The organism is Sphingomonas sp. HITSZ_GF (genome assembly GCF_029543155.1).
In the GTDB taxonomy this organism is placed as follows: Bacteria; Pseudomonadota; Alphaproteobacteria; order Sphingomonadales; family Sphingomonadaceae; genus Sphingomonas.
This window is the reverse complement of record NZ_JARQXA010000001.1, coordinates 1144191-1165286: the sequence shown is the minus strand read 5'-3', so window position 1 is coordinate 1165286 and position 21096 is coordinate 1144191. Positions and strand designations below refer to the sequence as shown.

Annotated in this window: 22 protein-coding genes; 10 read left to right on the top strand and 12 right to left on the bottom strand. The window is 67.0% G+C overall.

Translation table 11 applies throughout. The annotated features are described in order from the left end of the window. Positions 1–161 precede the first annotated feature (161 nt). Positions 162–1778, top strand: coding sequence for a bifunctional diguanylate cyclase/phosphodiesterase (locus tag P6144_RS05645; protein ID WP_277766787.1), 1617 nt, complete (start codon positions 162–164; stop codon positions 1776–1778). Here P6144_RS05645 and P6144_RS05640 read toward each other — a convergent pair. The 4 genes from P6144_RS05640 to P6144_RS05625 form a co-directional block, all read right to left on the bottom strand. Continuing rightward, positions 1751–2938, bottom strand: a complete 1188-nt coding sequence (locus P6144_RS05640; RefSeq protein WP_277766722.1) for a CCA tRNA nucleotidyltransferase — start codon at positions 2936–2938, stop codon at positions 1751–1753. The two genes, P6144_RS05645 and P6144_RS05640, sit on opposite strands and share 28 nt — an antisense overlap. Next, positions 2926–3516 (bottom strand): CoA pyrophosphatase, encoded by a 591-nt coding sequence (locus tag P6144_RS05635; protein WP_277766721.1) that lies wholly within the window; start codon positions 3514–3516, stop codon positions 2926–2928. The genes P6144_RS05640 and P6144_RS05635 overlap by 13 nt, the downstream gene beginning before the upstream one ends. Next, the gene (locus tag P6144_RS05630) at positions 3513–4079 is read right to left on the bottom strand and encodes a DUF1285 domain-containing protein (protein ID WP_277766720.1); all 567 of its coding nucleotides are present in this window, start codon (positions 4077–4079) and stop codon (positions 3513–3515) included. Before P6144_RS05630 ends, P6144_RS05635 begins: the two co-directional genes overlap by 4 nt. Positions 4080–4261: 182 nt before the next feature. Next, on the bottom strand, positions 4262–4783 hold the full coding sequence (locus P6144_RS05625; protein WP_277766719.1) for an N-acetyltransferase: 522 nt from the start codon (positions 4781–4783) through the stop codon (positions 4262–4264). Between the two features lie 181 nt (positions 4784–4964). Here P6144_RS05625 and P6144_RS05620 point away from each other — a divergent pair, with 181 nt between their 5' ends. Next, positions 4965–5336 carry a dihydroneopterin aldolase gene (locus tag P6144_RS05620; protein ID WP_277766718.1) on the top strand — a complete coding sequence of 124 codons (372 nt, stop codon included), beginning with the start codon at positions 4965–4967 and terminating at the stop codon, positions 5334–5336. An 87-nt stretch (positions 5337–5423) separates the two neighbouring features. Here P6144_RS05620 and P6144_RS05615 read toward each other — a convergent pair whose 3' ends face one another. Beyond that, positions 5424–6260 (bottom strand): hypothetical protein, encoded by an 837-nt coding sequence (locus P6144_RS05615; RefSeq protein WP_277766717.1) that lies wholly within the window; start codon positions 6258–6260, stop codon positions 5424–5426. A gap of 230 nt (positions 6261–6490) precedes the next feature. On the opposite strand from P6144_RS05615, the gene P6144_RS05610 reads away from it, so the two are divergent. The 5 genes from P6144_RS05610 (at position 6491) to P6144_RS05590 (ending at position 9585) form a co-directional block, all read left to right on the top strand. Next, positions 6491–7168 (top strand): energy transducer TonB, encoded by a 678-nt coding sequence (locus tag P6144_RS05610; RefSeq protein WP_277766716.1) that lies wholly within the window; start codon positions 6491–6493, stop codon positions 7166–7168. A gap of 84 nt (positions 7169–7252) precedes the next feature. Further along, positions 7253–8011: a MotA/TolQ/ExbB proton channel family protein gene (locus P6144_RS05605; RefSeq protein ID WP_277766715.1), complete on the top strand. Its 759-nt coding sequence runs from the start codon at positions 7253–7255 to the stop codon at positions 8009–8011. An 88-nt stretch (positions 8012–8099) separates the two neighbouring features. Further along, positions 8100–8579: a biopolymer transporter ExbD gene (locus P6144_RS05600; protein WP_277766714.1), complete on the top strand. Its 480-nt coding sequence runs from the start codon at positions 8100–8102 to the stop codon at positions 8577–8579. Positions 8580–8606: 27 nt separating this feature from the next. Further along, complete coding sequence (locus tag P6144_RS05595; protein ID WP_277766713.1) at positions 8607–9032, top strand: biopolymer transporter ExbD; 426 nt, start codon at positions 8607–8609, stop codon at positions 9030–9032. Between the two features lie 190 nt (positions 9033–9222). After that, on the top strand, positions 9223–9585 hold the full coding sequence (locus P6144_RS05590; protein WP_277766712.1) for a tetratricopeptide repeat protein: 363 nt from the start codon (positions 9223–9225) through the stop codon (positions 9583–9585). 89 nt (positions 9586–9674) lie between these two features. Here P6144_RS05590 and dcd read toward each other — a convergent pair whose 3' ends face one another. After that, on the bottom strand, positions 9675–10226 hold the full coding sequence (dcd, locus tag P6144_RS05585; RefSeq protein ID WP_086129970.1) for a dCTP deaminase: 552 nt from the start codon (positions 10224–10226) through the stop codon (positions 9675–9677). A 106-nt stretch (positions 10227–10332) separates the two neighbouring features. On the opposite strand from dcd, the gene P6144_RS05580 reads away from it, so the two are divergent. Beyond that, positions 10333–12906 carry a glycosyl hydrolase 115 family protein gene (locus P6144_RS05580; protein WP_277766711.1) on the top strand — a complete coding sequence of 858 codons (2574 nt, stop codon included), beginning with the start codon at positions 10333–10335 and terminating at the stop codon, positions 12904–12906. Positions 12907–12937: 31 nt separating this feature from the next. On the opposite strand, the gene P6144_RS05575 is transcribed toward P6144_RS05580, so the two are convergent. The 4 genes from P6144_RS05575 to P6144_RS05560 form a co-directional block, all read right to left on the bottom strand. Then, positions 12938–13702, bottom strand: a complete 765-nt coding sequence (locus tag P6144_RS05575; RefSeq protein WP_277766710.1) for an SDR family NAD(P)-dependent oxidoreductase — start codon at positions 13700–13702, stop codon at positions 12938–12940. A 293-nt stretch (positions 13703–13995) separates the two neighbouring features. Continuing rightward, positions 13996–14436, bottom strand: coding sequence for a cytidine deaminase (locus tag P6144_RS05570; protein ID WP_277766709.1), 441 nt, complete (start codon positions 14434–14436; stop codon positions 13996–13998). Continuing rightward, positions 14433–15125 (bottom strand): GH25 family lysozyme, encoded by a 693-nt coding sequence (locus P6144_RS05565; RefSeq protein WP_277766708.1) that lies wholly within the window; start codon positions 15123–15125, stop codon positions 14433–14435. Before P6144_RS05565 ends, P6144_RS05570 begins: the two co-directional genes overlap by 4 nt. Before the next feature lie 3 nt (positions 15126–15128). Continuing rightward, entirely contained in the window at positions 15129–15611 is a 483-nt protein-coding gene (locus P6144_RS05560; protein ID WP_277766707.1) for a UPF0262 family protein, read from the bottom strand. Between the two features lie 94 nt (positions 15612–15705). Between P6144_RS05560 and P6144_RS05555 the strand changes: the two genes are divergently transcribed. Both P6144_RS05555 and P6144_RS05550 read left to right on the top strand, forming a co-directional pair. Continuing rightward, positions 15706–17199 (top strand): replicative DNA helicase, encoded by a 1494-nt coding sequence (locus P6144_RS05555; RefSeq protein WP_277766706.1) that lies wholly within the window; start codon positions 15706–15708, stop codon positions 17197–17199. A gap of 100 nt (positions 17200–17299) precedes the next feature. Then, positions 17300–19777 (top strand): PAS domain-containing protein, encoded by a 2478-nt coding sequence (locus P6144_RS05550; RefSeq protein ID WP_277766705.1) that lies wholly within the window; start codon positions 17300–17302, stop codon positions 19775–19777. A 99-nt stretch (positions 19778–19876) separates the two neighbouring features. Here the strand turns inward: P6144_RS05550 and P6144_RS05545 are convergent, their stop codons facing one another. Then, positions 19877–20653, bottom strand: a complete 777-nt coding sequence (locus P6144_RS05545) for a phosphoadenylyl-sulfate reductase (RefSeq protein WP_277766704.1) — start codon at positions 20651–20653, stop codon at positions 19877–19879. Beyond that, positions 20646–21071: a DUF934 domain-containing protein gene (locus tag P6144_RS05540; protein ID WP_277766703.1), complete on the bottom strand. Its 426-nt coding sequence runs from the start codon at positions 21069–21071 to the stop codon at positions 20646–20648. The genes P6144_RS05545 and P6144_RS05540 overlap by 8 nt, the downstream gene beginning before the upstream one ends. Between the last annotated feature and the right edge of the window lie 25 nt (positions 21072–21096).

The window sequence follows — 21096 nt, the reverse complement described above, 5'->3', positions numbered from 1 at the left end:
TGGGGTCCTAAACCGCTGTTGTTTCAGGCGGTTTTAACCAATCGAGGCTAGGCCGGAGGGCGATGGTGTTCGCCAGGTCGAAGAAGAGCCGTGTCGAGGCGCCGCTGCCCATGCCGCAGCAGGTGGATCCGCATGCCTTCGGCCCGGGCGCCACGGCGATGATGCTCGACATGCTGCCGGTGCCTGCGGCGATCATCGAGTTGCAGGACCATGGCTTCGTCTTCGATGCGGTCAACCGCCCGTTCCGTCTCGCCGGGCTGGGCACCATCGCCAGCGAATCGCCGCTGATCCGCCTGCTCGGGCCGCGGCTCAAGAAGTTCGTCGAATCGAACGAGATGCAGTGCGAGATCGGCTGGCAGTTCGGCGACGAGGTCGATGCCCGGCATTTCCGGGTGATGCTCGCCAAGCGTGCCGACCGCCGCGCCTTTCCGCGCTGCATGGTCACGCTGGTCGACCACACCTCCGAGCTGCGCACCGAATACAGCCTGCGCCGCGAGATGGCGACCGACAGCCTCACCGGCCTGCCTAACCGCGCCGGCTTCTCCGATGCGCTCGAGCATGCGATCTCGCCGGACAACATCACCGATTTCGCCGTGCTGGTGGTCAATCTCGACCGGTTCAGCCGAATCAACGCCTGCATGGGCGGCCTCGCCGGCGACGAGCTGCTGATCACCGTGGCGCGCCGGTTGAAGGGCGCGCTACGCAGTCGCGACACGCTGGCCCGGATGGGCGGCGACGAGTTCGGCGTGCTGCTGACGCTCGACGAAGGACCCAGCGACGCGCTCCACGTCGCCAAGCGGATCCAGGCCGCGCTCGCCAACCCGTTCCGCCTCTCGGACTTCGAGATCCGCGTCGACTGCTCGATCGGCATCGCGCTGGGCTCGGACAATGACGGCGACCCCGAGGATCTGGTCCGCAGCGCCCAGTTCGCGGTGAAGCGGGCGAAGAAGAGCGGCCGCACCGAGATCTACCAGGCGCATACCTTCGACATCGCTCGCGAGCAGTTCGGCATCGAGACCGAGCTGCGTCGGGCGATCGAGCATGGCCAGATGACGCTCTGCTACCAGCCGATCTGCGACCTGGCGACCGGCAGGATCACCTCGTTCGAGGCGCTGGCCCGCTGGACCACCGAGGATGGCACCGCGCTCTCGCCCAACGATTTCATCCCGGTCGCCGAGGAATCGGGCCTGATCATCCCGCTCGGCCGCTGGGCGATGGAAGAGGCGGCGCAGACGATCGCGGCCTGGGACCGCGCGGCGGGCGGCGATGCTGGCGTGAAGGTTGCGGTCAACCTCTCGGCGATCCAGCTCCAGCGCGACCATATCCCGGCGATGGTGAAGAGCGCGCTCGAGCGGCACGGGGTCGAGGGGCGCAAGCTCACCCTCGAATTGACCGAAAGCGCGATCGTCACCGACCCGGACCGCATCGCCCAGACGATGAACGCGCTCAAGGACATGGGCGCCACGCTGGCGATGGACGATTTCGGAACCGGCTATTCGAACCTCGCCTATCTCCAGAAGCTGCCGATCGACCTGCTCAAGATCGACCGCAGCTTCGTCTCCGGCATGCTGGCTGACCGCGACAAGGTGGCGATCGTCCGCGCCATCCTCAGCCTTGCCCAGGCACTGGGCATGAAGACCACCGCCGAGGGCATCGAGACCAACGAGCTTGCCCAGACGCTGGCGGCGCTGGGCTGCAGCTATGGCCAGGGCTTCCTCTATTCGCGCGCGCTGGAGCGCGACGAAGCCTATCAGCTGCTCGCCGAGCGCAACGCCTGAGTCACTGCCGCATCGGCCAGCGCGGCCACGCGGTCCCCATCCGGAAAGCCCTCGGCGATCCAATCGCCTTCGACCTGCTTCATCAGCCGCGCGACCTCGGGCCCGGCCTTGATCCCGCGCGCCACGATCGCGCCGCCGGTGAGCGGGAGGCGCGGCGGCTGCCAGTCGCGGACCTCCAGCGCCTCGGTGATCGGGCGATCGGAGAGAAGCAGCTGGTCGAGCGCCGCCTCGGCACCGGCGCGATAGGCGAGCGGGCGGGGTGCGCCCTCGGGCGGCAGTACAGCCGCGGCCAGGCGCCTGCGCTGGGCATTGGAGAGCTTGAGCCGCGCGGCGATCTGCTCGGCGAGCGCCGGGTCCTGCGGGATCAGCGAAGCCAGGCGGCGAATCGCGCTGGGATCGAATCCGGCGGCGGCTTCACGATCGGCGAGATGGGAGAAGCGCGCGGCGGACGCGACCTCGGGCAGCACCGGTTCGAAGATGCCGCGCTCGATCATCAGCGCGACGACGCGAACCGCATCCCTGGCGACCAGCAGCTTGAGCAGCTCGTCCGCGATCCGCTCGCGGCTGAGCGCCATCAGGTCCTTCGCCCGGACGGTGCAGGCCTCCAGCGCCGCGGCATCGGCGACGTCGCCGAAACGCGCCAGGAAACGGAAGAAGCGCAGGATGCGCAGATGATCCTCGGCGATGCGCTGGAACGGATCGCCGATGAAGCGGACATGGCGCGCCTCCAGATCGGCCAGCCCGCCGAAATAATCGAAGATCTCGCCGCTCGCGGGATCGGCATAGAGCGCGTTGATCGTGAAATCGCGCCGGGCGGCATCCTCGCGCCAGTCATCGGTGAAGGCGACGGTGGCGCGGCGGCCGTCAGTGGAAACGTCGCGGCGCAGCGTGGTGACTTCGACCGGGCCGCTTTCCAGCACCGCAGTGATCGTGCCGTGCTCGATGCCGGTGGGCACCGCGCGAATCTTCGCCGCCTTGAGCAGCTCGACCACCCGCTCGGGCGGGAGCGGCGTCGCCACGTCTAGGTCGGAGACCGGAATGCCGAGCAACGTGTCGCGCACCGATCCGCCGACGAAGCGCGCGTCGCCGAGCACTTCGATCAGATGCGCAAGGCCGTCACGATGCCGCCACTCGGCGTCGGGCAGGATCATGCCGCCCATCGCAGCCGCCGTGACAGATTGACCAGCATCGCCGCCGTTGCCCCCCATATCCGGCGATCCTGCCAGAGTATCTCGTAATAGCGCCGTTCCTGGCCCTGATACTGCGCCACTTGCTCGCGCTGGTTGGCGCTGTCGAGCAGGAAGTCGAGCGGGACCTCGAAGACGCTGGCGACTTCGGCCTCGGACGGGGTGAGCTGCAGGTCGGGCGGGACGACGCCGATCACCGGGGTGACGACATAGTTTGTGACGGTGCGATAGCTGTCGGTGGTGCCGACGACCTGCACCGCGCGGGGCGGCAGCGCGATCTCTTCCTCCGCCTCGCGCAGCGCCGCGCCGATCGGCCCGTCATCTTCGGGATCGATGCGGCCGCCGGGAAAGGCGACCTGGCCGGCATGGCGGCGCAGCGTCTCGGTGCGCTGGGTGAGGATCACGCCCGGCACCGCCCGATCGGTGATCGCGATCAGCACTGCGGCGGGGTTGCCGCGCACCGCGGGATCGAACTCATAATGATCCCCGGGCAGCAGCAGCGGCGCGTGATCGACGGCCAGCGCGGCGCCCAGGCGCTCGGCGAGGCTCATGCCCCGGGCTCCAGCGCGAAGAAGCTGCCATTGCTCCAGATGCCGGGCGGCTTGCTGCCATTGGCGAGCGCGATCTCGGCCAGCTCGTAATAGACGCTGCGGTTGACCAGCGCCTCGAGCCCGCCGCGGACATGGAGATAGGGGCGGGGGCCGTCCTCCCGCTCCTCGAAGCGCAGCGCATGCTCGGGGCCTGCGGTGACGAGGTCGCCGGTATTGAGGCGGAAGGCGAGCTTCATCGCCTCGCCTTCGCCCTCGCGCTTCATCTCGACCGCGACGAAGGGGGCATCCTCTACGTCGATGTCGAGCTTCTCGACCGGAGTGACCAGGACGAATCGGCCATCGGCCTCACGGCGGAGGATCGTCGAGAAGAGCCGGACCATCGGCGCACGGCCGATCGGCGAGCCCCGATGAAACCAGGTGCCGTCGCGGGCGATGCGCATGTCGCTATGCCCGCAATGCGTCGGGTTCCAGCTCTCGACCGGCGGCAGGCGGTTGTCTTCGGCGAGTCGCGCGATCTCGGCGAGCGAGAGATTGGCGAAGTCGGGCGGGGGCGGGGAGGGCATCGATTCGCCTCAATCTGCCGGCTTGGCCGGTTCAAAGTACACGAAGTACACGCCAAGCGCGGTCTCGGCGGCCCGTTGCGCCCCGGCCGGGTGGCCGGTGGCGCGGGAACGAAGCTGGGGTTCGGCCATCGGCCGACTCCAGCAGACAAAATCCTACATTGGAAGCCCCTTAAGGGCCCGGCTCAGGCCGCTCGTCGAAGACGGGCCCCGACCATGCCCGGGCCGGCGGGAACGCCAGCGCCGCGCGCGAGCAGGCGGCGGGATTCGAACGGGCCGGGCAGGCGCCAGCCGCCGGTCTTTTCCGCGGTGAAATCGAAGAAGCGGCCATAATATTCGGGATCGCCGATCAGCATCAGCGAATCGGCGCCGGGCAGGGGGGAGCCCTGGGCCGCTTCGAGCATCCGCTCCATCAGCATCCGGCCGATACCGCCTTGCTGGCGATCGGGCTGGACCGCGACGGGGCCGACCATCACCATCGGCACCGCGCCGCCGCCGTCGCATTCGAGCGACACTGGCCAGCACTGGATCGAGCCGAGCAGGCTGCCATCCTCCGCCACCGCGGCGAAGCTGAGCTCGGGAATGGCCGAAGTGCCAAGGCGAACCTTGTACGCAGTGCGCGCGCGTCGGCCCGGACCAAAAGCACGGTCGAGCAGAGTCTCGACGGCCTGAGGATCCACGGTCTCCAGCGGCAGCAATGCGATCACTTCATACATTCCCTTCACAACGCCCCGAATGCGGACTCGGGGCCGCGCGCAATAGCGCCGATGGGCGCTTTCGCAAGCATGAATATATGTTGGGCGCGGCCGAGCGGGAGGGGCGGGGTTCCCCACAGGCGCGCATCTGCTATTGGGCGCGGCCTGTTACCCCCTGAAAGGCCAAGGCCCGTTGCCCGATTCCCTGCAGCTCCAGGTGCACGATCTGGAAGTCGAACTCCTCACCGGCGTCTATTCGGAAGAGACGCATCTGCCGCAGCCGCTGCGCATCTCGGTGACGGTGGACATCGACCTGCCCGAGCGCTTCGAGCCCGACACGCCGCTCAGGGCCTCGAAGAACTATATGGACGTCAAGCACGCCGCGACCGACGCGCTGCCCAAGGACGTGCACTTCACGCTGGTCGAAGCAGTGGCCGAGCATATCTGCGACACGCTGTTCGTCGGGGATCCGCGCGTGCGCCGGGTTGAGGTGCGAATCGTCAAGCTGGCGATCGCCGAGCAGGGCGAATCGATCGGAATCACGCTGGTGCGCGGGCGTCGATAATCGTCATCCCGGCGAAAGCCGGGATCTCGTGCCGCAGGCGTGCTCTTGCCGCCTGAGACCCCGGCTTTCGCCGGGGTGACGGTTTCTTTAGGCGCAGCTTCCCAGCGAGCGCAGGACGAACTGATAGTCCTCGCGTGCCTTGGCCGCGTTCGCCGCATCGTCCGACTCGACCGCTTCGGCAGGCAGGCTGCGCGGCAGGCCGCAGGCCAGCCGGTACCACAGGAACGTATTTGCGCGCGGCGCGCCGGCCGATTCGTCGACAATGTCTCCCAATGAGACACTCCAGCGCGTCGTCTCGCCCGGGCGGCGCAGGATCTGGAGCGAGACGGGCGAACCGCTCGCGGTCTGCAGGAAGACCTGGGTTTCACCTTCGCCGGGCAGCGATCCGGGGACGTGGAAGGCGTTGCCGACACCAGTGATCGCGGGCGGCGCGTTGGAGGCGAGCGCATCGCGGGTGATCGCGCGCACCTGGGCGTCCAGCTCAGGCAGCCAGCTCATCTGGCTCTGCAATCCGGTGAGCTGCACCATCGCCGGGCGACCCGGAACCGGGCGGGCGAAGAGCAGCACGCGCTGCTTGTTGAGCTTGGGCGGCTTGCCCTTCGCGTTGAGCGGCACATCGGCGGTGTAGGTGATGCGCGACGCCATCGCCTGGGTGCCCCGAATCAGGGCGGAAACATCGGCTTCGACAAGAAAACGGGCCATGCCGGCGGCCAGGCCGGGCGATTCTTCGGGGCGCAGGCGATCGGCCTTGCGGATCCGGGCATCGATGATGAGCGGCGCGCTCGTCACTTGCCGCGCAAGGGTGGCATAGCTCGGTAAAACAGCGGCAGTTTGTGCCTGCGTTTGCTGGGGTTTAGCGGCTGCACCTAAGGATGCGGTCAGCGCAATCGCGCAACAAAATATGGCGGGGAAGGTCCGGTTCATGCCGTTCGGATTAGCCGATTGTGGCCAGCCTATATAGAAATAATTCTGTCATCGGCAGACCGTACGCCCCGTTTGTCCGACAAAGGGTTTGCGTCCTCCCGGCACGCGCGATAGAGACTCGCCCGCTGCCGACAGGACGCACATAGCGCACGGCGGGCAGACTTGTGCACGGGTCGCGTATCCGGTCGCCACAAGGCTGCATGTCAGGATTAGAGGAGTGACGTTGCCGAATGGCTTACGCTGACCGGAATGTAAGTGGCAGTCGTGTCGTCGCGATCATCTTGGTTGCGGTGATCGTGGCTGGCATGGGATATGCCTTCGTCACCGGCCTTGCATATCAATATATCAAGAAGCAGGCTGAGAAACTGAACACGTTCGACGTGGAGGAGCCGCCGCCCCCGCCGGAAGAAATTCCGCCGCCGCCGCCGCCGCCTGACACGCCCGTGCCGCCGCCGCCGACTCAGATCGCGGTGCCGCCTGCGCAGGTCCAGGTCCCCACGCCGTCGCCGCAGATCGCTACGACGCCGAACATCCAACTGCCGCCGCCGCCGATGCAGCCGCCGACGCCTCCCGCGCCGGTTGCGCCTCCGCAGCCGCCGGCACCGCCGAAGATCGCCAAGAAGCTCAGCCCGCGCGGCTCGCCGCAGAGCTGGGTCACCGACGACGACTATCCTGCCTCTGCGCTTCGTGCCGAGCAGGCCGGTACCGTCCGCTTCCGTCTCGACGTCGACGCGTCGGGCAAGGTGACCAACTGCACCGTGACCGGTTCGAGCGGTACTTCCGTACTCGACAGCACGGCTTGCTCGCTGCTCAAGCGCCGCGCCCGGTTCAATCCGGCCGAGGATGCTGACGGCAACAAGATCCCGGCTCCCTATAACGGCAGCTTCACCTGGAAGATTCCGTCCTAGGCCGTGTGTTTGGCTGGCGCGCTCCCGCGGAGCGCGCCGGTATCTGTCGATAAAAGCGCTATTTAGTTAGAGGAAAGAACCGCAATGCTCACGACCATTCTCGCCGCCGCGGCGCCCAAGGGCGAAAACCCGTACGGCCTCATCCCGGCGCTCAAGGAAGGCGGCCTGATCTCGCAGACCGTGTTCGCCATCCTGGTGCTCATGCTCTTCGTTTCGCTCTACATCTTCTTCACCAAGCTGTTCGAGCAGCAGAAGATCATCAACCAGGCGAAGCGCGTCCGCAGCTCGTTCTGGACCGCCAACAGCCTGCGCGAAGGCGCCGCGAAGCTCGAGAAGAACTCGGCCTATCGGCAGATCGTCGACGACGGCATCACTGCCCAGGAGCAGTACAAGGAACTGACCGATCCGGTCGAAGCGCATGACTGGCTGCACGGCTCGCTGTCGCGCTCGGAAGGCACGATCAACTCGGCCCTCGGTGGCGGCCTGGCGTTCCTCGCGACCGTCGGTGCGACCGCGCCGTTCATCGGTCTGTTCGGTACGGTTATCGGCATCTACCGCGCGCTCATCAAGATCGGCGCTGCCGGTCAGGCCTCGATCGACGCCGTCGCCGGCCCGGTCGGTGAAGCGCTCATCATGACCGCTCTCGGTCTGGTCGTCGCCGTTCCGGCGGTGCTCGCCTACAACTTCCTGCAGCGCCGCAACAAGGCGATCGCGGAGAGCCTGAACGCGTTCTCGAACGACGTTCTCGGCTACCTGGCTTCGGACGGCCGCGTCCGTCCGACCGTCAAGAAGGGTGCCGCTCCCAAGGCCGCTCCGGCCGCGACGACTGCGCCGCGCGCGTAATTGAGAGACCTGGCCGCACGGGGCCTGGCTCCGTGCGGTCGTGGCTCACCGGGTTTCCGGTGAGCGCATAAGGATAGGAAAACGCCCAATGGCGATTAGCACAGGCGGTGGCGGCGACGACGCCCCGATGTCGGACATCAACACCACGCCGCTCGTCGACGTGATGCTGGTGCTCCTGATCATCTTCCTCATCGCCGTTCCCGTGGTGATTCAGACGGTCAAGCTGGAGCTGCCGAAGGTGCAGTTCGAGCCGACGACCACCAAGCCCGAGAACGTGTCGCTCTCGGTCACGGCCGAAGACGGCCAGTGCAAGGTTTTCTGGGGCATGACCCCGGTGACCAGCAAGGAACTGGTCGATCGCGCAGTCGAGAAGCTTCGTAAGGAAATCGAGAGGCAGGGTGGCCTGAATGCCGCCGGCCTCGAGCTTCCGGAAGTGCACATCCGTGGCGACGTGAACACGCCTTACCGCTGCATCGGCGGCACGATCTTCGCCATGCAGATGGCGGGCTTCGTCAAGGTGGGCTTCATCTCCGAACCCGAGCCGGGTTCGAACCAAGCCCGCATGTAACGCGCACCGTTTGAAGGAGTCACGTAAATGGCAATGAGCGGTGGTAGCGACAATGGCGAGCCGATGATGGAAATGAACACGACGCCGTTGATCGACGTCATGCTCGTTCTCCTCATCATGTTCATCATCACCATCCCGATCCAGACGCATGCGGTTAAGGTCGACCTTCCTCAGTCGAACAACCAGCCGCAGAACATCGTCGAGCCGGAGAAGAACAAGGTCTATATCGACCCGCAGGGCCAGATCTTCTGGAACAGCGCGCCGATCGACGATGTGACGCTTCGCCAGTACCTGGATCAGACGCTGCAGATGTCGCCCGAGCCGGAGCTGCACTTCCAGCCCGACCCGCAGGCACGCTACGAAGTCGTCGACCGCGTTCTCGCAATCATCAAGCGCGCGAACGTGAACAAGCTCGGCTTCGTCGGCAACGAGCAGTATCGTAACGATTTCTGATCCGCCGCCCTTCGGGGCCTGGATCCGGAAACAAGGAAAGGCGGTCCTTCGGGGCCGCCTTTCTTTTTGGCGTCTCGGGGCGGGCGACTGTAACATATCTCCGCTTGTGCATGAGTCATCGAAGTGTAACATTACTGTCTTCAAAGAGTCATGGAACTGTCTCCGTGGCGTAACAGAAGGAGCAGGAGTTATGCGCACCGCGCTCATTGTCCTTGCCGCCGCCCCGTTCGCGCTCGCCGCACTTCCGGCGCAGGCCCAGTCTGACAACGGGGATCTCGCCAGCGCCGCGATCGTCCGCGGCGACCTTGGCCAGGCGGAGCGCCAGCTGACCGCCGAGCTGCGCAGCAATCCGAGCGCGCCCGAGCTGCTGCTCAACCTTGCCGCCATCTACGCCTCGACCGGCCGCAGCGCCGACGCGCGCATCCTCTATCGCCAGGTGCTGTCGCAGAAGGACGTCGAGATGGACGTCGCGGCGAATCGCGTCTCGATGTCGCATGCGATCGCCAATCAGGGCCTCCAGCGCGTCAACGCGCTCCAGCTGACCTCGCGCTGAGCGAGACCGGCAACGAAAATGGCGCCGGTTGCATGCCGGCGCCTTTTCCATTTTCATCGAGCTGAAGCGGGAAGGGCCCGCGCCGAAGCCTAGAGCCGCGGCAGCGTCACGCCGCGCTGGCCCATATATTTGCCCGCGCGATCGGCATAGCTGGTCTCGCAGGGCTGATCGCCCTTGAGGAACAGGAACTGGCAGGCGCCCTCGTTCGCATAGATCTTGGCGGGCAGCGGCGTCGTGTTCGAGAATTCGAGCGTGACATGGCCTTCCCATTCGGGCTCGAGCGGGGTCACGTTCACGATGATCCCGCAGCGCGCATAGGTCGACTTGCCGAGGCAGATCACCAAAGTGTCGCGCGGGATGCGGAAATATTCGACGGTGCGGGCCAGCGCGAAGCTGTTGGGCGGGATGATGCACACATCGGTCTTGCGATCGACGAAGCTGTTCGCGGCGAAATCCTTGGGATCGACCACGGCCGAATCGACATTGGTGAAGATCTTGAACTCGTCGGCCACGCGCGCGTCATAGCCATAGGACGACAGGCCGTAGCTGATGCAGCCCTCGCGGCGCTGCGCCTCGACAAAGGGCTCGATCATGCCGGTCGAAAGGGCCTGTTCGCGAATCCAGCGGTCTGAAAGGATCATGCCCCGGTTTTGCCGGAAGCGCGCGGCGGGGCAAGCCGCTTGTCGCGCGCGCTTGCGGGAAACTGGGGATGTGCGCATAACACAGACAAATAAGCAGGAGAGGGCGATGCGCGGGTTGGTGGTGGCTGCTCTGGCGGCAGCGACGGTTTCTGCACCGGCGCTGGCCTGCGAAGGCGCGGTGACGGTCTGCGGCGAGGCCGGCAAGGCGAGCTTCGCGCTGATCGCGGGTGGCAGGCCGGCGGCGGTGCTGGTCGATCCCGGCGCCGATCCCGCGGTTCGCCACGCTGCCGACGGATTTGCCGGCGATCTCGAGCGGGTGAGCGGTGCCAAGGCGGCGCGCATCGCCACGCTGGCGGGCGCGAAGGGGCCGGTGGTGCTGATCGGCACGCTGGGCCGCAGCCCGGCGATCGACGCGCTGGTGCGCGCGGGCAAGATCAAGCCGCAGGACATCGCCGGCGAATGGGAGGCGTTCCGCCAGGTCGTGGTCGACAATCCGGCGCCCGGCGTGGCCCGCGCGCTGGTGATCGTCGGATCGGACCGGCGCGGCGCGGTCTATGGCGCCTATGACCTGTCCGAGAAGATCGGCGTTTCGCCCTGGCACTGGTTCGCCGATGTGCCGGTGGCCAGGCGCGCCAATGTCTGGCTCACCGCCGGATCGCGGCGCGACCAGCCCAGGGTGCGCTATCGCGGCTTCTTCATCAATGACGAGGCGCCGGCCTTTTCCACCTGGGCGCAGAAGAAGTTCGGCGGGGCCAATGCCAGGGCCTATGCGCACATCTTCGAGCTCGAGCTGCGGCTGAAGGGCAATTACCTGTGGCCGGCGATGTGGGCGCCGCGCGCGTTCAACGACGATGATCCGCAGAACAAGATCCTCGCCGACGAGATGGGCGTGGTCATGGGCACGTCCCACCACGAGCCGATGACCCGGGCGCAGGACGAGTGGCACCGGAACACCGCCGGCGGCGTGACCGGCGGCAAATGGGACTATACGAGCAACGCCGCGAACCTGCGCGCCTTCTGGCGCGGCGGGATCGAGCGGATGATGTCGAAGGGCGACGGCAAGGGCTATGAGAGCCTGATCACCGTGGGCATGCGCGGCGATGGCGACGAGCCGATGGCCGAGGGCACCGCGACCAGGCTGCTCGAAGGCATCGTCGCCGACCAGCGCAAGATCATTGCCGAGGTGACCCGCAGGCCGGCGGAGCAGCAGCCGCAGGTCTGGGCGCTCTACAAGGAAGTGCAGGACTATTACGACCACGGCATGCAGGTGCCCGACGACGTGATCCTGCTGTTCGCCGACGACAATTGGGGCCAGGTGCGCCGGCTTCCCGATGCCGGTGCGGCGCCGCGCAAGGGCGGCTACGGCGTCTATTATCACTTCGACTATGTCGGTGGGCCGCGCAACTACAAGTGGCTGAACACCAACCAGATCGAGAAGAGCTGGCAACAGATGGACCTGGCCTGGCAGCGCGGGGCGCGGGCGCTGTGGATCGTCAATGTCGGCGATCTGAAGCCGATGGAGTATCCGCTGAGCTTCTTCATGCAGCAGGCCTGGAACCCCGAGGCGATGACGCCGGAAGCGCTGGCGGCCTATCCGGATGCATGGGCCTCCGCGCAGTTCGGGCCGGTGCAGGGCAAGGCGATCGGGGCGTTGCTGACGCGCTATTCCCAGCTAGCCGCGCGGCGGAAACCCGAGCTGATCGACGCGGGCAGCTTCGCGCTGGGACGCGGCAGCGATCCGGCGCGCGATGGTGGCGAGTTCGGCGCGATGGTGGCCGAATGGGATGCGCTGGAAGCGGCGATGCTGAAGGCGAAGGTGGAGGTGCCGGCCGAGGGGCAGGACGCCTATTTCCAGCTCGTCGAGCATCCGGTCGCGGCGATGGCGAACCTCTACCGGCTCTATTACGCGGTTGCCTGGAACCGGCGGCTCGCAGCGACCAACGACAGCCGCGCCAATGGCCTTGCCGACCGGGCCGAAGCGCTGTTCGCGCGCGACCAGGAACTGAGCGACCGCTATCATGCGATCGCCGGCGGCAAATGGGACGGGATGATGCTCCAGACCCATATCGGCTACACCAACTGGCAGCAGCCCGAGAAGCAGGTGATGCCCGAGGTGAAGCGGGTGACCGGGCCGCGCCGCTCGGTCGTCGAACTGCCGGCGCCGGCGGACGGCGCGACCGTGATCGAGGCGGGCGACTTTGCCCGGGCGATCGGCGGCAAGGGGCTGGCCTGGCGCGTGATCCCGCATCTCGGGCGAACCGAGGGAGCAGTGCTGGCGCTGCCGCAGGGGCTGGCGGCGACAAGCCCCGCGGACGGTGTGCGGCTCGAATATGCGGTGAAGGCCGCCCGGTCGGGCGAGCTGCCGGTGCAGCTGATCCTGGTGCCGACGCTGGGCACGGGCGCGGACGGCACGCTGCGGATCGGCGTCTCGATCGACGATGGGCCGGTCCAGGTGCTGACCGATCTGCTCACCCCGGCGCCCAATGCCGCTGACACCAGGCCCAAGCGCGACTGGGAAAAGGCGGTGGAGGACAATGCCCGCGTGCTGGAGGTGCGCTTCCCGGGCGTCGCAGCCGGCGGCCATGTGCTGAAGGTCTGGCGGATCGACGACAATGTCGTGCTGCAGCGGATCGTGGTGGGGACCGGCGCGCAGCCGGCGAAGTATCTGGGCGGGCGGTGATTTTCGCCGGGGGAACGGTCAGAGATCTGGGCTAGCCCGCGGTCCAGCCGCCATCGACCATCAGCGCGCTGCCGGTCATCAATGTCGAGGCGTCCGAGGCGAGAAGCAGCAGCGCGCCGCTGAGCTCGTCCATCTGCCCGAGCCGGCCGAGCTTGATGCGGCTGAGCACATGCTCGCGCGTGCCCGGCATGTCGAGGATCGGGCGCGTGAGCGCAGTGTCGATGAAGGTGGGGCAGAGCGTGTTGACGCGGATGCCGTGCGGGGCGAGGTCGATCGCCATGCATTTGGTCAGCCCCTCGAGCCCGAACTTGGAAGCGCTGTAGAGCGAGCGTCCGGCGCCGCCGAAATGGCCCATCTGCGAGGAGAGGTTGATGATCGAGCCTGGCTTGCCGGCGGCGAGCAGGCCCTGGGCCACCGCCTGGGCGACGAACAGCGCGGCCTTGAGGTTGAGGTTCAGGACGGCGTCGTAATCCTCCTCCGTCACCTCGGTGATCGCGCGGATGCGGTTGGCGCCGGCGTTGTTGAGCAGGATGTCGAAGGGGCCGCGCGCGGTGATCTCGCGGCGGACTGCCGCGGTGTCGGTGACGTCGAGGGCGAAGGCGTCGGCCTGGAAGCCGGCCCCGCGCAGCTCGGCGGCCAGGGCCTCGACTTCGCTTTCCGTGCGGGCGCAGAGGGTTACGGCGGCGCCGGCCTGGGCGAAAAGGGCCGCGCCATGCGCGCCGATGCCACGGCCCGCGCCGGTGACCAGCACATGCTTGCCGTCGAGGCGGAAGCTGGGGAGCGGGGGCAGGGACATAGGACCTCTCCAGACACTTATCGTTGCGAAGGTTAGTCCCACGGGCCGGGTTTGGGGTCAATATTGGCTGGCTGGTGAGTGAATTTGTTGAGGCGCCTTAGCGGGCCGTTCGCGTGAAGGTGGGGGCGAGAGGGCGCGCTATGCCCCCTGGGGTGTTGGCTGGTTACTGTTCCCCGGCGAAAGCCGGGGCCCAGTTTCGGCGCACTATCGTGAGCGCGGGAACCCCTCGAACGGCATTGCAGCTGGGCCCCGGCTTTCGCCGGGGAAAAGGTGCCGGGGAGGCCTCGGCCGGTTCAGGCCATTCCCAGGTCGCGCGGGCCGAACGCCGCGGGGAGGAGTTCGCTCAGCGTGTATTCCGCGATCGTGTCGCCGGTCGTGCCGCCGCAATAGACGGGCAGGTCTCGGCCCGAGAGCTGGGCGGCTTCGTTGATGATCTGGCGGCAGCGGCCGCAGGGGCTGACCGGGGCGGTGTCTTCATGACCCATCCGCCCGCCGATCACGCCGATCGCGACGACGTCCTTGAGCCGGCCCTCGCTGCTGGTCTTCGCCAGCGCCACGGTTTCGGCGCAGAGCGACAGGCCGTAGCTGGCGTTTTCGAAGTTCGCTCCGGACACTATGGTCCCGTTTGTTAGCAGCACCGCCGCGCCGACCGCGAAATTCGAATAGGGCGCATAGGCATTTTCCGCTGCCTTTCGAGCAGCTTCGATCAAGGCCTTCGGATCTATCTCGCTCATTTAGCCATCACGTCCCAATTGACCGGTTGGCCCACCCCCTCGATCCGGCGGTGGCGCGTAGCCTGCCATATCGACCATGGCCGCGCGAAATACGAGGGGGGGAAGAAGGCCTGACGTGCCCAGAGCAGCCGCGGAAAGGCGTCGCTGAGCCGATACTGGTCCTCGACCCGGCTCGACACCATCAGGATCGCCGGCTTGCCGATATGCGTCTCGACATCGTGGAGGAAGCGAGTGAGCTCGGTGATCACCACCTGGCGCTCGGGCCGGGCAGGGCAATCGGGCTGGAAATCGATCTCCACCGCCGGCGGAAGCTGATCGTCCGAACGCGGAACCGTGCTCATGAAATTGCCCGACTGGTCGGCGGCGAGCTGGCAGAGCGAATAGACATGGAGCGCCCCGCGGCGGATGCCCGCCTCGAAGGTCCAACGCCAATTTTCGGGGAAGCGCAGGTCGCGCGCCTGGGCGCCGCTGGTGGCGCGGATATAGGCGAAGTCGATCCCGGCCTTCTTCGCGGTCCACCATTCGATCGGGCCGGTCTCTTCGGACACGTCGACGCCCTGCACGGGGAAGTCGCCCGGATCGGGCCGCCAGCGCGAGGCGAACAGCCAGGCGCACCAGGCGAGCAGCGCCAGGAGGATCAGCCCCGGCACGACGAAGCGCAGCCGGCGCGCAAGGACGCGAAGATGCATCCCCTAACCCTTGATGTGGAGCACGCAGATCAGCGTGAACAGGCGGCGGGCAGTGTCGAAGTCCACGTCGATCTTGCCTTCCAGCCGTTCCTTGAGCAGCGACGCCGCGTCGTTGTGGATGCCGCGCCGTGCCATGTCGACGGTTTCGATCTGGGCGGGCGTGGCGTTGCGAATCGCGGCATAATAGCTGTCGCAGATCGCGAAGTAATCGCGGATCGGGCGGCGAAAGGCGGCCAGACCGAGCACCAGCGTCTCCTGATGGGAATCGTCGGCGCGGCGGATTTCGAGCGCCAGCCGGCCTTCCTGCACGGCGAGATGGAGCTTGTAGGGGCCGGCATAGCCGTCTGCCTGGGGCCGCTGCGGGGCGAAGCGATTGTCCTCGAGCAGGTCGAAGATCGCGATCCGGCGCTCCTGCTCGATATCGGCCGAGCGCCAAAGGATAGTGCGCTCGTCCAGGGTTACGTCTATGATCCGCGGATCGGCCATGAATCGGCGTCTAGTCGGTCATGCCCGTTATCCACAAGCATCCAGCGTATAACCGGCGTTGATGACGCCGGGCGAGCGCGTAACAGAAGCAGTCATGGCCCAACCGATCCCCCTGCCGATTCCCGATTCCCCCGAGGGCGTGACCCTGCCTGCGAATGTCGAGGCGGAGGCAGCGCTGCTCGGCGCGATGATGATCGACAATCGCGTGGCGGAGGACGTGCTGCAGAAGCTGCGCCCCGAGCATTTCTTCGAGCCGCTGCACGGGCGGATCTATGACGCGATCGCCACGCTGGTGGGGGACAACCGGCTCGCGACCCCGGTGACGCTCAAGCCGCTGTTCCAGGCGGACCCGGCGATGAAGGAGCTGGGCGGCCCGGCCTATCTGGCGCAGCTGACCGGCAATCCGGCGAGCCTGATCGGCGCGCGGGCGTTCGCCGACCAGGTCTATGACCTGGCCATGCTGCGCGCGCTGGTGACGGTGGGGCGCACGCTGGTCGACAACGCGCTCGACACCAGCGAAGAGATCAATCCTGCCAAGCAGATCGAACAGGCCGAGCTAAGGCTTTACGAAGTCGCGGAAAAGGGTGGCGAAGATACCGGCGCCAAGAGCTTCACCCGCGCGGCCACCGTCGCGGTGCGCCATACCGAGCGGGCGATGAATTCGGGCGGCAGCGTCTCGGGCATCACCTCGGGCCTGACCGACTTCAACGCGATGACCGGCGGCCTCAACCGCTCCGACCTTCTGATCCTCGCCGGCCGCCCGGGCATGGGCAAGACCTCGCTCGCGACCAACATGGCGTTCAACGCGGCGAAACGGTACCTCGACGACATGGAGGCCGGGATTCCGGAGGACAAGTCGATCGGCGCGCCGGTGGCGTTCTTCAGCCTCGAAATGTCGGCCGACCAGCTCGCGCTACGTATCCTGTCCGAACAGTCCGAAGTGTCTTCGGAGAAGCTGCGCACCGGCAACATCTCGGGCCCCGAATTCATGAAGTTCGCACGGGCGGCGGGCGATCTCGAGCGGTTGCCGCTCTATATCGACGATACGCCCGGCCTGACCATCGCGGCGCTGCGCACCCGCGCGCGGCGGCTGAAGCGCCAGTACAAGATCGGCATGGTGGTGGTGGACTATCTCCAGCTGCTCACCGGATCGGCCAAGAGCGCGGGCGACGGCCGCGTGCAGGAAATCTCGGAGATCAGCCGCGGCCTGAAGACGCTGGCCAAGGAGCTGCACGTGCCGGTGCTGGCGCTGTCCCAGCTGAGCCGCGCGGTGGAAAGCCGCGAGGACAAAAGGCCGCAGCTCTCCGACCTTCGTGAATCGGGCTCGATCGAGCAGGACGCCGATATCGTGCTGTTCGTCTATCGCGACGAATATTATCACGACTTCAAGGCGCCCAAGGCGATCGATGGCAATTCGACGCCCGACGAGATCGCCAAGTACCAGGCCTGGCAGGACCACCAGCTGCAGGTGGCGAACAAGGCGAGCGTGATCATCGCCAAGCAGCGCCACGGCGCCACCGGCACCGTCGACCTGCGCTTCGATCGCCAGTTCACCAAGTTCAGCGACCTGGCGCCGGGCGGGTATTGATAGTTTCGGTCGCGCACCGAAACAAAATGCTCCATTCAAGCGTCTAGCGTGCAGCGCCGCCAAGAGCGGCGTGACGAAAGAAGCGGGTCCCCGGGGCTAGATGACAGACACCACGCCGGACGGGCGCGAGCAGCAGCGGCTCGAAGCGCTCGCGGCCTATGAGATCTTCGATACCCCGCGCGAAGCCGCGTTCGACGAGATCGCGCGGCTCGCCGCCGATATCTGCGAGGCGCCGATCGGTCTGATCAGCTTCGTCGGCGCGGATCGCCAGTTCTTCAAGGCAGAGACCGGGCTGGGCGCGGACGGCACCCCGCGCGACATTTCCTTCTGCGCCCGCGCGATCGAGAGCGGCGCGTTCCTGCTGGTGCCCGACGCGACCGCCGACCCGCGCTTCGCCGACAATCCGCTGGTGACCGGCGAACAGCATATCCGCTTCTATGCCGGGGCGCTGCTGGAAACCGCGGCGGGGCAGGCGATCGGATCGCTGTGCGTGCTCGATACCCGGCCGCGCGAGCTGAGCGCGCTCCAGCGGCAGACGCTGGAAGTGCTGGCCCGCCAGGTGATGAGCCAGCTCGAGCTGCGCCGCGAGCTGCGCCGCCGCGACGAGGCCGACTTGCGCTACCAGACGCTGTTCGATTCGATGGACGAGGGCTTCTGCGTCATCGAGTTCTTCGATGGGCCGCACGGGCCGCTGAGCGACTATATCCATGTCGAGGCCAATGCCGCCTATGCCCGCCATGCCGGCATCCCCAATGTGGTGGGGCAGAAGGTGCGCGAGATGGTGGCGGAGGAAGCGGACGACTGGGTGGCGCGCTATGGTGGCGTGCTGCGCACCGGCGAGCCGATCCGCTTCGAGCGCGAGCTGGAGGCGACCGGACGCTATCTCTCGCTCTCCGCCTTCCGCATCGAACCGCCGAGCCGCAAGCAGGTGGCGGTGCTGTTCGAGGACGTGACGGCGCGGCGCGTTGCCGAAAAGGAGCTGCGCGATCTCAACCACAATCTGGAAGCGCGCGTGGCGCGGACGCTGGCGGAGCGCCGCGTGCTCGCCGATGTGGTGGAGGCGACCGCCGCGTTCATCCAGGTGGTCGACATGGATCGCCGCTGGATGGCGATCAACGGCGCCGCCGCGCGCGAATTCGAGAAGGTGTTCGGCGTGCTGCCCAAGGTGGGCGACCGGATGGCCGATCTGGTGGTCGAGCCGGCGGTGCTGCGCGCCGAGGTCGACGCGCTGTGGCGGCGCGCGCTGGAGGGCGACAGCTTCACCGAGATCGTCCGTACCGGCGCGGAGAGCGAGGACGAGCATTTCTACGAAGTGCATTTCAGCCCGCTGCACGACCAGGAAGGGCAGCAGATCGGCGCCTATCAGTTCGCCTATGACGTGACCGAGCGGCTGCAGGAGCAGGGGCGGCTGCGCGCCACCGAGGAGGCGCTGCGCCAGGCACAGAAGATGGAAGCGGTCGGCCAGCTGACCGGCGGCATCGCGCACGACTTCAACAACCTGCTCGCCGGCATATCGGGCGCGTTCGAGATGATCGGCACGCGGCTGTCGCAGGGGCGCGGGCGCGAGGTGGATAAATATCTGACCGCCGGCCAGGGCGCGACGCGGCGCGCGGCGGCGCTGACGCATCGGCTATTGGCGTTCTCGCGGCGGCAGACGCTGTCGCCCAAGGCCGTGGTGATCAACCGGTTGCTCACCGATCTTGTCGAGATGGTCCAGCGCACGGTGGGGCCGGCGATCGAGGTGGAGACGATCGCGGCCGGGGGCCTGTGGCCGACGCTGGTCGATGCCAACCAGCTCGAGAACGCGATCCTCAACCTGTGCATCAACGCGCGCGATGCGATGCCCGATGGCGGCAAGATCACGATCGAGACGGGCAACAAGTGGCTCGACCACCGCACCGCGCGCGAACGCGGGCTCGATCCGGGCCAATATGTCACCGTCTGCGTGAGCGACACCGGCACGGGGATCGCGAAGGAAATCCTCGACCGGGTGTTCGACCCCTTTTTCACCACCAAGCCGATCGGCGAGGGGACGGGGCTGGGCCTGTCGATGGTCTATGGCTTCGCGCGGCAGAGCCATGGCCATGTGCGGATCTATTCCGAGGTCGATCAGGGGACGATGGTGTGCGTCTATCTGCCGCGCCACCTGGGTGACGAGGACAGGCCGGTGCTCGACGCGGGCGGCCATGCGCCGGCGGCCAGCCACGAAGGCGAGGTGGTGCTGGTGGTCGACGACGAGCCGACGGTGCGGATGCTGATCGTCGATGCGCTGGAGGAGCTGGGCTATTCCTGCCTCGAGGCGGCGGACGGCCCGGCCGGGTTGCGGATTCTCGACGGCGCCCGGCGGATCGACCTGCTGATCACCGATGTCGGCCTGCCCGGCGGGCTCAACGGCCGCCAGGTGGCGGATGCGGCGCGGGCGAAGCGGCCCGAGCTCAGAGTGCTGTTCGTTACCGGCTATGCCGAGAATGCGGTGCTCAACCACGGCCATATCGAGCATGGCATGGAAGTGCTGACCAAGCCCTTCGCGGTGGACGACCTGAACGCGCGGGTCGAGCGGATCATGCGCGAGCGGTGAATTCGGCTTGAAAGCTGCTCCCTGGCAAAAGTCGGGGTTCAAGATTCCGAGCGATCCGGCAGAGAAACCCTGGGCCCCGGCTTTTGCCGGGGAACAGGATCAGAAGCTCGGCTGGTTGGGATCGCCGTCTTCCACGGGCGTGTGGATGCCGCACTCGGTCTTGTCCCAGCCGCGCCAGCGGCCCGAGCGGGGGTCTTCGCCCGGCTTGACCACGCTGGTGCAGGGCGCGCAGCCGATCGAAAGATAGCCCTGCGCCTCGAGCGGATGCCGGGGCAGGTTATGCTCGACGAAATAGGCCTCGATGTCGTCCTTGGTCCAGGTCGCCAGCGGGTTGAACTTCAGCCGGTCGCCGTCGAGCTCGAAGCGAGGCAGCGCGTTGCGGGTGCTGGCCTGGAACGCCTTGCGGCCGGTGATGCTGGTGTCGAACGGCGCGAGCGCCTTTTCGAGCGGGATCACCTTGCGGATCTCGCAGCAGCCGTCGGGATCGTAGGACCAGCGCAGCCCGGTGGCGTCGCGCTTCTCGATCGTCTCGGGATCGGGAGCGACGATCTGGAGGTTCTTGAGGCCGATGAACGCCGCCAGCTCGTGGACATAGGCCAGCGTCTCGGGGAAATGCTTGCCTGTATCAAGGAAGATGACAGGCACATTCGGATCGGCCTGCGCCACGAGATGCAGCAGCGCTGCGCTCTCGGCGCCGAAGGACGAGACGAGCGCGACGTCGCCGAGCATGTGGTTGCCCAGCACCTCGCGCAACATCTCCGGCGTGTCGGTGCCGCGGAACAGGTTGTTGAGGCGGATCGCGTCGGCCGCCGTCCAGCGCGGGGCGACGTCGATGCGATCGATCTCGCGATCGAGGTTGCGCGCGGCCTCAGCCATGCCGGCGTTTCCATACCGGCACCGCCGGATCGGCGGCTGCCTGATAGTGGAATTCGTAGCGGGCGAGCGACGCGGCGAGCACGGCCTCGTCGACCGGCGCCACGGGCGCGAAGCTGTCAAAGCCGCAGCGGCGCATCAGCGGGATCTGGTCGACCAGCACATCGCCCTGCGCGCGCAGCTCGCCGGTATAGCCCGCCTCGCGCAGGATGCGGCCGGTGGAATAGCCGCGGCCGTCGCGGAACTTGGGGAAGCTCACTTCGACCAGCGCGAGGCGATCGAGATGCGGGAGGAGGACGCGCGCGTCCTCGCCGCTCTCGATGCGGACGGCAGTGGCGTTGGACTGGCCGAGGAAGGAGTCGAGCGTGACCGCGGGCTCCTCATGCGCCTCGTCGTCGCGGTAGCGGAGGATGTTGGTCATGCCCCAATCTCCGTTCGCCCTGAGC

Coding starts and splice junctions, on each gene's coding strand:
- P6144_RS05645 (WP_277766787.1), top strand. CDS start 162: ATGCTCGACATGCTGCCGGTGCCTGCGGCGATCATCGAGTTGCAGGAC.
- P6144_RS05640 (WP_277766722.1), bottom strand. CDS start 2,938: ATGGGCGGCATGATCCTGCCCGACGCCGAGTGGCGGCATCGTGACGGC.
- P6144_RS05635 (WP_277766721.1), bottom strand. CDS start 3,516: ATGAGCCTCGCCGAGCGCCTGGGCGCCGCGCTGGCCGTCGATCACGCG.
- P6144_RS05630 (WP_277766720.1), bottom strand. CDS start 4,079: ATGCCCTCCCCGCCCCCGCCCGACTTCGCCAATCTCTCGCTCGCCGAG.
- P6144_RS05615 (WP_277766717.1), bottom strand. CDS start 6,260: ATGAACCGGACCTTCCCCGCCATATTTTGTTGCGCGATTGCGCTGACC.
- P6144_RS05610 (WP_277766716.1), top strand. CDS start 6,491: ATGGCTTACGCTGACCGGAATGTAAGTGGCAGTCGTGTCGTCGCGATC.
- P6144_RS05605 (WP_277766715.1), top strand. CDS start 7,253: ATGCTCACGACCATTCTCGCCGCCGCGGCGCCCAAGGGCGAAAACCCG.
- P6144_RS05600 (WP_277766714.1), top strand. CDS start 8,100: ATGGCGATTAGCACAGGCGGTGGCGGCGACGACGCCCCGATGTCGGAC.
- P6144_RS05595 (WP_277766713.1), top strand. CDS start 8,607: ATGGCAATGAGCGGTGGTAGCGACAATGGCGAGCCGATGATGGAAATG.
- P6144_RS05590 (WP_277766712.1), top strand. CDS start 9,223: ATGCGCACCGCGCTCATTGTCCTTGCCGCCGCCCCGTTCGCGCTCGCC.
- dcd (WP_086129970.1), bottom strand. CDS start 10,226: ATGATCCTTTCAGACCGCTGGATTCGCGAACAGGCCCTTTCGACCGGC.
- P6144_RS05580 (WP_277766711.1), top strand. CDS start 10,333: ATGCGCGGGTTGGTGGTGGCTGCTCTGGCGGCAGCGACGGTTTCTGCA.
- P6144_RS05575 (WP_277766710.1), bottom strand. CDS start 13,702: ATGTCCCTGCCCCCGCTCCCCAGCTTCCGCCTCGACGGCAAGCATGTG.
- P6144_RS05570 (WP_277766709.1), bottom strand. CDS start 14,436: ATGAGCGAGATAGATCCGAAGGCCTTGATCGAAGCTGCTCGAAAGGCA.
- P6144_RS05565 (WP_277766708.1), bottom strand. CDS start 15,125: ATGCATCTTCGCGTCCTTGCGCGCCGGCTGCGCTTCGTCGTGCCGGGG.
- P6144_RS05560 (WP_277766707.1), bottom strand. CDS start 15,611: ATGGCCGATCCGCGGATCATAGACGTAACCCTGGACGAGCGCACTATC.
- P6144_RS05555 (WP_277766706.1), top strand. CDS start 15,706: ATGGCCCAACCGATCCCCCTGCCGATTCCCGATTCCCCCGAGGGCGTG.
- P6144_RS05550 (WP_277766705.1), top strand. CDS start 17,300: ATGACAGACACCACGCCGGACGGGCGCGAGCAGCAGCGGCTCGAAGCG.
- P6144_RS05545 (WP_277766704.1), bottom strand. CDS start 20,653: ATGGCTGAGGCCGCGCGCAACCTCGATCGCGAGATCGATCGCATCGAC.
- P6144_RS05540 (WP_277766703.1), bottom strand. CDS start 21,071: ATGACCAACATCCTCCGCTACCGCGACGACGAGGCGCATGAGGAGCCC.